Source organism: Citrobacter sp. C6_1 (genome assembly GCF_014596835.2).
In the GTDB taxonomy this organism is placed as follows: domain Bacteria; phylum Pseudomonadota; class Gammaproteobacteria; order Enterobacterales; family Enterobacteriaceae; genus Citrobacter; species Citrobacter pasteurii.
Map to the genome: position 1 here is coordinate 2,625,756 of NZ_CP115031.1, position 11,717 is coordinate 2,637,472.

General features: G+C 52.4%; 11 protein-coding genes. 4 read left to right on the top strand and 7 right to left on the bottom strand.

Going from position 1 to position 11,717, the window contains the following annotated elements; genetic code table 11:
• Nucleotides 1-205 precede the first annotated feature (205 nt).
• On the top strand, nucleotides 206-1,036 hold the full coding sequence (gene nadE, locus IB196_RS12820; protein WP_005120803.1) for an ammonia-dependent NAD(+) synthetase: 831 nt from the start codon (nucleotides 206-208) through the stop codon (nucleotides 1,034-1,036).
• 57 nt (nucleotides 1,037-1,093) lie between these two features.
• Here the strand turns inward: nadE and ves are convergent, their stop codons facing one another.
• The 7 genes from ves to IB196_RS12855 form a co-directional block, all read right to left on the bottom strand.
• On the bottom strand, nucleotides 1,094-1,669 hold the full coding sequence (ves, locus tag IB196_RS12825) for an environmental stress-induced protein Ves (protein ID WP_005120804.1): 576 nt from the start codon (nucleotides 1,667-1,669) through the stop codon (nucleotides 1,094-1,096).
• A 352-nt stretch (nucleotides 1,670-2,021) separates the two neighbouring features.
• Complete coding sequence (gene spy, locus IB196_RS12830; protein WP_005120805.1) at nucleotides 2,022-2,507, bottom strand: ATP-independent periplasmic protein-refolding chaperone Spy; 486 nt, start codon at nucleotides 2,505-2,507, stop codon at nucleotides 2,022-2,024.
• A gap of 348 nt (nucleotides 2,508-2,855) precedes the next feature.
• Nucleotides 2,856-3,821 carry a succinylglutamate desuccinylase gene (astE, locus tag IB196_RS12835; protein ID WP_005120806.1) on the bottom strand — a complete coding sequence of 322 codons (966 nt, stop codon included), beginning with the start codon at nucleotides 3,819-3,821 and terminating at the stop codon, nucleotides 2,856-2,858.
• Nucleotides 3,814-5,157 (bottom strand): N-succinylarginine dihydrolase, encoded by a 1,344-nt coding sequence (astB, locus tag IB196_RS12840; RefSeq protein ID WP_040233675.1) that lies wholly within the window; start codon nucleotides 5,155-5,157, stop codon nucleotides 3,814-3,816. Before astB ends, astE begins: the two co-directional genes overlap by 8 nt.
• Entirely contained in the window at nucleotides 5,154-6,632 is a 1,479-nt protein-coding gene (gene astD, locus IB196_RS12845; RefSeq protein WP_040233673.1) for a succinylglutamate-semialdehyde dehydrogenase, read from the bottom strand. The genes astB and astD overlap by 4 nt, the downstream gene beginning before the upstream one ends.
• Entirely contained in the window at nucleotides 6,629-7,663 is a 1,035-nt protein-coding gene (gene astA, locus IB196_RS12850; protein ID WP_149691628.1) for an arginine N-succinyltransferase, read from the bottom strand. Before astA ends, astD begins: the two co-directional genes overlap by 4 nt.
• Entirely contained in the window at nucleotides 7,660-8,880 is a 1,221-nt protein-coding gene (locus tag IB196_RS12855; RefSeq protein WP_005120810.1) for an aspartate aminotransferase family protein, read from the bottom strand. The genes astA and IB196_RS12855 overlap by 4 nt, the downstream gene beginning before the upstream one ends.
• A 444-nt stretch (nucleotides 8,881-9,324) precedes the next feature.
• On the opposite strand from IB196_RS12855, the gene xthA reads away from it, so the two are divergent.
• From xthA to IB196_RS12870, 3 genes are all read left to right on the top strand, one after another.
• Nucleotides 9,325-10,131 (top strand): exodeoxyribonuclease III, encoded by an 807-nt coding sequence (gene xthA / locus IB196_RS12860; RefSeq protein WP_005120811.1) that lies wholly within the window; start codon nucleotides 9,325-9,327, stop codon nucleotides 10,129-10,131.
• 219 nt (nucleotides 10,132-10,350) lie between these two features.
• Entirely contained in the window at nucleotides 10,351-11,010 is a 660-nt protein-coding gene (locus IB196_RS12865) for a TVP38/TMEM64 family protein (RefSeq protein ID WP_005120812.1), read from the top strand.
• A 71-nt stretch (nucleotides 11,011-11,081) separates the two neighbouring features.
• Complete coding sequence (locus IB196_RS12870; RefSeq protein WP_223236944.1) at nucleotides 11,082-11,717, top strand: TVP38/TMEM64 family protein; 636 nt, start codon at nucleotides 11,082-11,084, stop codon at nucleotides 11,715-11,717.

An 11,717-nucleotide genomic window follows, 5' to 3' on the forward strand; every position in this document is an offset into this window, starting at 1 on the left:
GTCCTCTTGTTTTTCAGCGTGTTATATAAGCCTGGAGCACAACAACGCATTTTTCAAGCTGTCAGTTGCTACTCGGGTCATTTCAGAAAATTCTATCAAAACAAAATGATGTTATATCCGGCTGCATCCCTTGTCGTTTGGACGTCAACGCGTTAGCTTTAACACATCGTTATTTTTGATCATTTCATTTTTCACAGGGGGTTAAATGACTCTGCAGCAAGAGATAATCCGGGCACTTGGCGCCAAGCCACATATTAATGCAGAAGAGGAAATTCGCCGCAGCGTGGATTTTCTGAAATCGTACCTCAAAACCTACCCTTTCCTTAAATCACTGGTGTTAGGGATTAGCGGCGGGCAGGACTCAACCCTGGCCGGAAAGTTATGCCAAATGGCGATTTCCGAGTTACGTGTGGAAACGGGTAACGATGCTTTGCAGTTTATTGCCGTGCGCCTGCCTTATGGTGTGCAGGCCGATGAACAGGACTGTCAGGACGCGATAGCGTTCATACAACCTGACCGTGTACTCACCGTCAACATCAAAGGCGCGGTATTAGCCAGCGAGCAGGCATTGCGTGAAGCAGGTATTGAACTGAGCGATTTTGTGCGCGGCAATGAAAAAGCCCGAGAGCGTATGAAGGCACAATACAGTATCGCCGGAATGACCAGCGGTGTTGTCGTGGGTACCGATCACGCCGCAGAGGCCATTACCGGATTCTTTACCAAATATGGCGATGGCGGTACTGACATTAACCCAATATTCCGCCTCAACAAGCGTCAGGGTAAGCAGCTTCTTGCAGCATTGGGTTGCCCTGAGCATTTATACAAGAAAGCGCCAACCGCCGACCTCGAAGACGATCGTCCCTCTCTGCCAGATGAAGCCGCATTAGGCGTTACCTACGACAACATTGACGATTATCTGGAAGGAAAAACGTTGGATGCCGACGTTGCGAAGAAAATTGAAGGCTGGTACGTGAAGACGGAACACAAACGTCGCCCACCGATTACGGTGTTTGACGACTTCTGGAAAAAATCGTAATTCGCTGATTTACCCGTGCCGGATAACCACAAAATGGTTTATCCGGCTCAAACGACGTCATTGCACCGAATCAGGCGAAAAACCTGGCTTCCAGTTAATCTCACTAAACAACAACTTCCCCTCGCGCTCCAACAGTCGCAACGTATGCTTACCGTCATGCCAGCACGCCCCCTGGTCAGCCGTCAGCAACTTATCCCCCAGTTGCCAGGCTCCGCTAATAACAAATACCACGCCGCCACGCGAACCAAAGGTCGTAAACGTCCGGTCAGCCACACGAACTTTAGCCTGGCAAACATCCCGACGGGTCATGATATTAAAATCCATCGACATCTGCCCTGCCGTCAGCTTCGCTTTTACCACGCGGTCGCCGGCGAAAGTAAAAGGCTGATGCTGTTTTAGGATATGCGGTAGCGTGTTCGCGCCTTCCAGCGTGACTTCTCCCCCTTCGAGCAGCGTAATAACGCGCTCAACTCCGGGGAAGAGTGAAAATTCGCCGTTCGCAGCAATGGAGGCAATACTCGCCCGCCAGTGAAAGTCGCGCGTTGCTGGCGGAAAACAACATATTTCACGCGTTTCTCCCGCACCATTACGCCAGAGATTAACCGGCATTTTGCGGATATCAAAGTACTCCATCATCCCTCCAGAAAGGCACTGTGCGCCGACATGCCGTCATCAGGCAGCCAAATCATCATTGTTATCATTCACCCTGCTCGTTGTTATCGGCAGCAGAGTTGATTTGCCTTAGCGATGACCATGGCGTTTTGCTAAAAAGTTTAACGCGCTGATCCAGGTGGTATTTTCGCGGGCCTCAGGAGCATAACGTGTCCGAAGCGCTGTGCAATAGGTAGGAAAGAAAAAACCGCCGATCCTGCCCACATCGTTAAACGTGTTGTGGACAAGGCCGGCGGTCTTGAGTTTTTTTTCACGCTGTCCGGGGCAATCTGCTCCTACACAGCGTGAATGATTGAGTATAGACGCCTACCGATTATTCGGCAGCCTGTGGCATTTTACCTTTCTGTTCAGCTCGTTCTGTCAGACGCTTCTCAAAATTGGCATTAAACTGTTTTTTCTGTTCCGGGGTCAGAATGTTGTAAATTTTGTTCTGCGTTTCCATATGCGCCAGCATGTTAGCTTTGCGCTGCTCTTCCATTTTCGCAATCTGCGCTTCAGCTTTCGCTTTATCGAAGCTATCGCTGGCGATGATATCGTGCATTGCACGGCGTTCTTCCAGCGGAGGACGTTTCATCTGATCGCGCTGACCTTTCATGATGTCGCGGATCTGCTGCTTCTGTGCATCGGTCAGGTTCAGGTCTTTAAACATCATGTCATGATGTGGGGCAAACTTACCGTTGTGGTGCATCATCGGTTTGGCATCTGCCGGAGCTGCTGTGGTAGCATCAGCGGCATGAGCCAGGTTTGCAGCGCCCAGCGCCAGGGTAGAGGCAACAAACAGAGCAGTCAATTTACGCATAATTTCTATCCTTCCTTTCAGTTATTCTTACGACATTCATGCGATGCTTATGCAATGTGATGTCGTGTTGACGGGATTAACTTTACCGGCTTAAGCGTCAATTAATCAGAGCAACGGTAAAACAATGAAAGTGTAAAAAACAAACTTTCATCAATTATGAAGAAAAAAAGAATAAATTGCGGAGAGTTGAAATAAAAAATTACAACATAATGATTTTGAAAGGATTATGAAGAACTATACCTGAACTCTGGTTATTAAGAAAGCAGCTTACCAGGAATAATCCGTAATAAATACAAACAGCACGCAAAAATAAGCCCTTAGAGATTAACCCAAGGGCGGATATATCTTTTACAACCTTTCCAGCATCAGTCCCGCGCGTAAACCACAGGCCACATTTGGATTAGGAAAGAGAACATATTCAACGTTATGGGTGACGATAAAACGTTCATCACCATCCTGAGCCAGCACGGTTCCCTCTTTAAATGCGGTAAAGTTCAGCGTCTGGTTGTCCATGTAGAGAATGAAATCGTCGCTGCGCCGTGTAATTTGCGCCACCACGCGATAGCGTAGCGGCGGTGTTTCAACTGCCGCTACGGGTCTGCCTGTCAACAACATTGCCAGCGCCTGCGCAGTGTGAGCAAACTGTGACAGGTTGTTTTGCCCAAACGGCAGCGCCTTGCCCAGCTCCAGCGTGCAGGCCAACGCACCAAAATGCTCCCCACTAAAATGGGTAAACGTTCCGCCTGGCGCCTGGTGGAAAACCAGAGCCTCCAGCCCCGCATCCCCCAACCAGTGAAGAAACGCCTCATCCCATGCCACATCACGCTGCGGTAGCACGCCAAAACGCAAATGACGTGACCCGCGAATAGCCGTGTGGAGATCGAGATGCCAGCGAACAGGTGCCTTTGCCCGCGCGTAAAAATCTTCCAGACTCAGCTCAAGCTCGCGGGCACGCCGTGTTTCACCGCTCTCATCGAAGAGCTGCCAGCGACCACCAAACATACGGTTCAGATCGCTATGACAATAGCGTTTGCCCGCAGCTAACGCCTGCGGATTGCCCAGGATCAGCAATAGCCGCCATGTCAGCGGCAGCGTGCCGCTAAACAATCCGGACAACAATGTATCCAGTATTTCTACTGGTGCGGTTTCATTACCATGAATGCCTGCAGACAAAACCAGCGAACGCTCAACCGGAACAACCGGCGTCAGCTCCAGCATGCCATGCCCAATCCATTGCCAGTCAAAACCATGAGCTTTCCCCCGGGTGGCATCTGGCGAATCCCCCGCAAGCGTCAGCGCAAGGAAATTATCCATGGCGTGCACGCTCCTGCTGGAAGGGATACACCGAACCGAGGTTGAGTAATTGTGTCAACGTATCCAATGCTTCACGCCCTTCGCGCAGCAACTGCGGGTCGGCAAGATCGGCGGCGGTAAGGCGATCGCGATAGTAACGATCAACCCAGTTATTCAGCGTGTTAAACAGCGCATCGTTCATGAGAACCGCCGGGTTCACCGCCTGTTGCTCCTGTGGGGTTAACACGACCCGAAGGCGCAGACACGCCGGGCCACCACCGTTGGACATGCTTTCGCGCAGATCGAATACCCGTAGATCGTCAATCGGGTTGTCATCTTCAAGCAGACGGTTTAAATAATGCCATACCCCTGCATGCTCCCGGCATTCCTGCGGCAAGACCAACATCATTGAACCGTCATCACGACTGAGTAGCTGGCTGTTAAACAGATATGTTGCCACGGCATCCTGCACTGACACTTCCGCCAGGGGAACTTCCAGCGCCGTAAATCCCGCCACCTGGCTATGCAACTGCTGTAACAAAGCCTGCTGGTTGGCAAACGCCAATTCATGACAAAACAGCACCTGACGATTTGATACCGCAATAACATCGTTATGAAACACACCAAGATCGATAACATCCGGGTTTTGTTGAGCAAAGATAATCTGATGAGGGTTCACCTGATTCAGGCGCGCAACAGCCTCGCTGGCCTCACGTGATTGCCTCGCCGGATAATGCTTCGGATGCGCGCCGTTGCCCTCTTCACGACCATAGACAAACACCTGTACGCCGGGATCACCATAATCACCACCGAGACGGTTATGGTTTGCCGCGCCTTCATCACCCAGCAACGCAACCTGTGGCAATGCACTATGAACTGTAAAGCGGCTCTCATCGCGGAAAATCGCGCTTAGCAACGCTTCTGTGGTCGGAGCCTCCAGCGAACGGTGAAACTTGTTATTCAGATTCGCTACCGCCAGATGCACTTTCCCGTCCAGCGAATCTGCCGAAGGACAGACCGTTGCCGCATTCGCCACCCACATCGGCGAAGCGGAACTGGCACTGGAAAGCCAGTGAGGTGCCTGACGTGCCACCTTTTCCAGTACCTGTTCGTCACTGCCGCTAAATCCCAACTGGCGCAGCACGGGAATATAGGGGCGCTCGTGAGGTGGGATCACCGCCTGCGGGAATCCGGCATCGGCCAACGCCTTCATCTTCAATAAGCCCTGTTTCGCCGCCAGACGGGGATTCGAGACCTGAAAACGGTGTCGGGTTGAGGCCTCATTGCCAAATGACAACCCCGCATAATGGTGTGTCAGTCCCACCAGACCGTCGAAATTTACTTCGCGCGCTTTCATGGCTTATCCTCGCATGAAAAATCGAGTCCTGGGCTAAGCGCTGTCGGCAGCGTCAGGGTCGGAGATTCCAGGCTCGCCATCGGCCAGGCGCAATAATCTGCGGCATACCACGCACTGGCGCGATGGTTGCCTGAGGCACCAATCCCACCAAACGGCGCAGTGCTTGCCGCGCCGGTTAGCGGCTTATTCCAGTTGACGATGCCCGCACGAGCTTCCAGTAGCAATTGGTCAAACTGATTGCGATCCGGTGAAACCAGTCCGCACGACAAACCAAAGCGGGTATTGTTGGCCATGCGAATCGCATCATCAAAGCTGTCATAACGCCAGACACCGAGCAGCGGGCCGAAGACCTCTTCATCCGCGACATTCGCCACGCCGGTTAGCTCAATAATGCCAGGGGTCAACAGTGAAGTCCCCGCTTGTACCTGGCGTGGTGCCAGCAGGGTTCGTCCTCCCTGCGCTTCAAGGCGTTTCCAGGCGTCACAAACATGTTGCGCGGCCTGTTCAGAAATAAGCCCGCCAATAAACGGCTGCGGTTGTGCATCCCAGTTGCCGGGCATCAAACGCTGGCTGACATCCACCAGCCGCGCCAGAAACGCATCGCCCTGCGCCCCTTTTTTAACCAGCAGACGACGGGCACAGGTACACCGTTGCCCGGCTGTAACAAACGCTGACTGAATAGTCAGATGTACCGCCGCATCAATATCTTCGGGGTTCTCGATAATCAGCGGGTTGTTCCCTCCCATCTCCAGCGCGAGGATCTTTTCCGGCTGGCCAGATAGCTGACGATGTAACTGATAACCCGTATTTGCGCTACCGGTAAACAGCAGGCCATCAAGATCTTCCAGCGCACTCAATGCCTGTCCTGTTTCGCGCCCACCCTGTACCAGGTTCAATACGCCCGGCGGTAATCCCGCCTGTTCCCACAGTTTGGTAACCGCCTCACCGGTCCACGGCGTCAGCTCGCTGGGCTTGAAAATCAGCGTATTGCCAGCCAACAGCGCCGGAACGATATGACCATTAGGTAAATGACCGGGGAAGTTATACGGGCCAAACACGGCCAGAACACCGTGTGGGCGATGACGTAACGTCGCAGCGCCATCTGGCAGCGCGTTATGCTGTTCCCCGGTACGGATGTGATACGCCTTCACTGAGATGGCAATTTTATTGATCATCGCCGTCAGCTCGGTTGCAGCTTCCCAGCGCGGCTTGCCGGTTTCCCGTGCAATGATCGCCGTCAGTTCTGCTTTATTACTCTCCAGCAGCGTCGCGAATTTCTCGACAATGTCCAGGCGGGCGGCAAAAGCCTGTTTCGCCCAGCCCGGAAAGGCTGTCCGCGCCGCCTTGCATGCCAGTGCGACCTGAGTCGCATCGGCATCATTGCCTTGCCACAGCACGTCCCCGCTCACCGGGTTCGTTTTCACCCGACGTGCGCCCAGCCCGGTCACCCAGTCACCGTTTATCCATAATGTCATGCTGCTTTCTCCTCTGCACAAAGACGCACAAAACGTACATGGTCACCCGCGTGGCATTTCAGGGCGTCCAGTTGCGCTGCCGTCAGCACCAGTCGTTGGGTATTCGGGTCGGCACGCACTAACATGACGCGGAAGTTTTGGTAATTTTCATTAGCAACCAGGCAGGCAGGATATTCGCCCGACGCAGGCTGACCTTCAGCCACTTCCACCAGTCGACTTTTGCGGATAGCACGTACCCGGTCGATATCGCATTCCAGCGTCGGCCCGCCGTCGAAAATATCGATATAGTTGCGGTAGCGAAATCCTTCTTTCTCCAGCACCGCTCGGGCTGGCGCTGTTTGCGGATGCACTTCGCCAATCACGCTTTGTGCCTCTTCCGACAGGAAGTGAGTGTAAATAGGGTGTTTAGGCATCAGCTCAGCAATAAAGGCTTTTTGTCCGGTGCCACAGAGAAAATCTGCGCGGCTGAATTCCATTGAGAAAAAGCGCTTGCCAAGGCTTTGCCAGAATGGTGAATAACCGTGTTCATCAATGACACCCCGCATCTCTGCAACGACTTTTTCGTTAAAACGGTCACGAAACGCCGCCATAAACATAAAACGCGACTTCGACAGCAAGTAACCGTTACCTTCTTTACGCCAGTCCGGATCGAGAAACAGAGTGCAAAGCTCACTGCTTCCAGTGTGATCGTTACTGAGAAACAGCGTTGGCAATGCGTTATAGACATTCAACTCTTTCGAAGCATGAACCAGCGTACCAACACGGTAGTTATACCAGGGATCGTTAAGCCCTACCGCCACTTCAATAGCACAAATCCCCGCCACGGTTCCGGTGGCGCTGTCTTCCAAGACAAAAACGTAGCCCTGCTCGCTTTTAGGCAACTCGCCTCGCCAGGTTTTCAACGAACGATCAATACGCGCCGCCAACGTGGCTTCATTTGCGGGTAATGACGTCAACCCACCGCCAGTCTTACCGGCAAGCTGCATTAACGCGGTGATATCCGCGTGTTCAATGGGACGGATCACCATCATGATGAACCTCCTGCTTTAATGCGTTCGCAGGCCAGCGCAAAACGATCCAGCCCGGTTGCCACCTCTTCCTGGCTGACGTTTAGCGCTGGCGCGAAACGCACCACATTCGCACCGGCAATCAGTACCATCACCCCGGCGATGGCCGCTTCTTGCGAGATGAGTTTCGCTTTCCCGGCAAATTCCGCATTCAGCACGCAGCCGATCAGCAGTCCCAGCCCTCGAATCTCGCTAAACAGGCCAAAACGTTCGTTAATGGCGTTAATACGTTCCACAAACCAGTCGTGTCGCTGCTTCACTCCGTTAAGCACTTCCGGTGTGTTAACAATTTCCAGCAGCTTTCCCGCCACGGCAGTGGCTAATGGATTTCCGCCGTACGTTGTGCCGTGCGTACCCACCGTCATCACACTGGCGCAATGCTCTGTCGCCAGCAGTGCGCCGATAGGGAAACCGCCGCCCAGCGCCTTTGCGGTAGTCAGCAGGTCCGGCGTAACGCCGTAATGCATATAGGCATACAGCTCGCCAGTACGGCCAACTCCGGTCTGAACCTCATCAAAAATCAGCAGTGCATTATGACGATCGCATAATTCACGCAGCCCCTGTAAAAACGCGGTGGTTGCCGGCACCACGCCGCCTTCGCCCTGTACAGGCTCGACGATGACCGCACAGGTGGTGTCATCAATCAGTTGGCTGGCAGAATCGAGATCGTTATACACCGCGTGGCGAATATCCGGCGGCAGTGGTGCAAAATCCTGTGAATAGGCGGGCTGCCCCCCGGCACTGACGGTAAACAGCGTGCGACCGTGGAAAGCATTTTTAAATGCCACAATGCCACTTTTCTGGCTGCCAAACCGATCGTGGGCAAATTTACGCGCCAGCTTTAGCGCGGCTTCGTTGGCCTCTGCGCCGGAGTTGCAGAAGAAGACCCGCTCGGCAAACGTCGCGTCGATAAGCTTCTTCGCCAGACGCAATACCGGTTCGTTGGTGTAACCGTTACCGGTATGCCAGAATTTGCTGGCCTGATCGTTTAATGCCTCACGCAATGCCGGATGTGCATGCCCCAGTGCGTTTACCGCAATGCCTCCCGCGAAATCGATATACTCTTTACCCTGTTGATCCCACAGACGTGAACCTTCACCACGCACCGGAATAAAAGGCGCCGGGGCATAGACAGGCATCATCCATTCATCAAAATTATCACGCGTAACTGACAGAGACATAGCGACCTCAACGGTAAATAAAAGGTTATTTATATGTTAATAAATATAGTGTTTGCGGTGTAAATGTAGATTGCAGGGTTCGTGCCAGCCAGCGAAAAAAGTGCATAAACGGGGTCAGAGAACGGAATATCAACAAGTTACAACACAGCAATATTCACTATATGCGCATATAAAGTGAATATGTTTGCGTATCAGATGACTAAATAGAGGAAAAACCGCAATTTTATTCAGTCGCCAAATATAATTCTGGAATTGTGATCGTATACGAAATTTATCGGAAATTATTGCCTCATAGCGACGCGCTTCGCGCCAAAACGGTGCAGTTTTTGCTCCATCGTTAACACCATTAGCAATCATTGTTGGAATCAGGTGACAAGAAGCAGTCAGCTCGTGGAAATTCTGCTACCATCCTTGCACTATTCACCTTACAAAGTGGCAGCGACTATGAAATTTGTCTCTTTTAATATCAACGGCCTGCGTGCCCGTCCTCATCAACTGGCAGCCATTGTCGAAAAACACCAACCGGATGTGATTGGCTTACAGGAGACAAAAGTCCACGACGATATGTTCCCTCTCGAAGAGGTGGCTAAACTCGGTTATAACGTCTTTTATCACGGCCAGAAAGGTCATTACGGCGTCGCGTTGTTAACGAAAGAAACGCCGATTGCGGTGCGTCGTGGCTTCCCTGACGATGGCGAAGAGGCGCAGCGTCGTATCATCATGGCGGAAATTCCGTCCCCGTTGGGCAGCGTCACCGTCATCAACGGCTATTTCCCGCAGGGCGAAAGCCGTGACCATGAAACCAAATTCCCGGCGAAAGCGGCGTTCTATCAGAATTTACAAAACTATCTTGAGACGGAGCTGAAACGCGATAATCCGGTGCTGATCATGGGTGATATGAATATCAGCCCAACCGACCTGGATATCGGCATCGGTGAAGAGAATCGCAAACGCTGGCTGCGCACCGGGAAATGCTCCTTCCTGCCAGAAGAGCGCGAGTGGATGGAACGTCTGTTAGGTTGGGGGCTGGTTGACACCTATCGTCACGCGCATCCTGATAAAAACGACCAGTTCTCGTGGTTTGATTACCGCTCGAAAGGCTTCGACGATAACCGTGGTCTGCGTATTGATCTGCTGCTGGCAACCAATCCGCTGGCGGAACGCTGCGAAGAAACGGGTATCGACTATGAGATCCGTAGCATGGAAAAACCGTCCGACCACGCGCCAGTGTGGGCAAAATTCCGCGTCTAATCATCTGCTTTTTTTCGCTCTCCGGGCCTCGCCTGGAGAGTCAGTATATTCTGTGCAAAATCAATAAAGCGACGGTAATACATTGTTGCGACCGGGATTTTAATATATCTTCGCGCGCACTTTTCGCTGGTGAAAACGCATCATTGCCCACGGATTTACAGGAGGCCCCCATGCAAAAGAAGTTCGCATAAGGCAGAATACCGACTGCTGATTGTGGCAATGCTATTCTGCGTCCTAGCTGGGGTTTTCCACTATTTTGGTCTGTCTGACCTGATAACCAATCTCCATCATTTGCAAGATGTCATCCGCCAAAGCGGGCTGTTCGGCTACGCGCTTTATATTCTGCTATTTATCGTTGCGGCGCTGTGCCTGATACCCGGCAGCATTCTGGTGATTGTCGGCGGTATCCTTTTCGGCCCACTGGTTGGCACGCTCATCTCTTTACTGGCAGCAACCGTTTCCTCGGCATTGTCATTTTTACTGGCACGTTGGCTTGGGCGGGAATTACTACTGAAACACGTCGGGCATACGGCGACATTTCAGGCGATCGAAAAAGGGATTGCCCATAGCGGTATCGACTTTCTGATCCTGACCCGCCTCGTTCCACTGTTTCCTTATAATATTCAAAACTATGCTTACGGACTGACTGCCATTCCGTTCTGGTCATTTACTCTGATTTCAGCTATTACCACGTTACCAGGTATCTTTATCTATACGCTGATGTCACACGAACTCGCCAGCGAAGGCATCACCTGGACGTTTATCGTTAAACTCAGTATTGCAGGCATTGCCTTGTTTGCCCTCGTGCAGGCGGCAAAAGCCTGGGCCCGATATAAACATGTCGACCCCTCTGCAGATCGAGAGCTTGCCGGTAAATGAGAACGCTGAATAAAACGCAGTTCAGAAAGTGTTGCCGGGCTGGGTTCATTGCCCTGTTGGTAGTCGCGTTGATGGCATGGGCATGGCTGCCCGATGTGAGAGACTTTCTCACGCAGAGCCTGGCTGCGTTTACCACGCTTGATCAGCATGCTCTTGAAAATTTCATTCGTTCCTGGGGGCCTCAGGCCGCGGTCGTATCATTCTTCCTGATGATCTTACAGGCGATCATCGCTCCGCTTCCCGCCTTCCTGATCACCTTTGCGAATGCCTCATTGTTCGGCGCATTCTGGGGAGGAGTTCTCTCCTGGACCAGTGCGATGGCGGGTGCAGCACTCTGCTTTTTTATTGCCCGCGTTTTGGGTCGCGGCGCGGTGGAAAGATTAACCGGTAAAACGGTGCTGAAAAATATGGACGCTTTTTTCGAGCGCTATGGCAAGCACACCATTCTGGTCTGCCGCCTGTTACCTTTCGTTCCATTCGATCCGGTCAGTTACGCCGCCGGCCTGACGTCCATCCGCTTTCGTCATTTTTTCATCGCCACCGGTATTGGCCAGTTGCCTGCCACTATCGTTTACTCATGGGCGGGTAGCCTGCTGACCGGCGGCACATATTGGTTCGTGACCGGGTTGTTTATTCTGTTTGCCCTGAGTGTAGTGATTTCAGTGGCAAGAGGCCTTTATCTTGAGCGGCACAGGAAGCATTCCTGA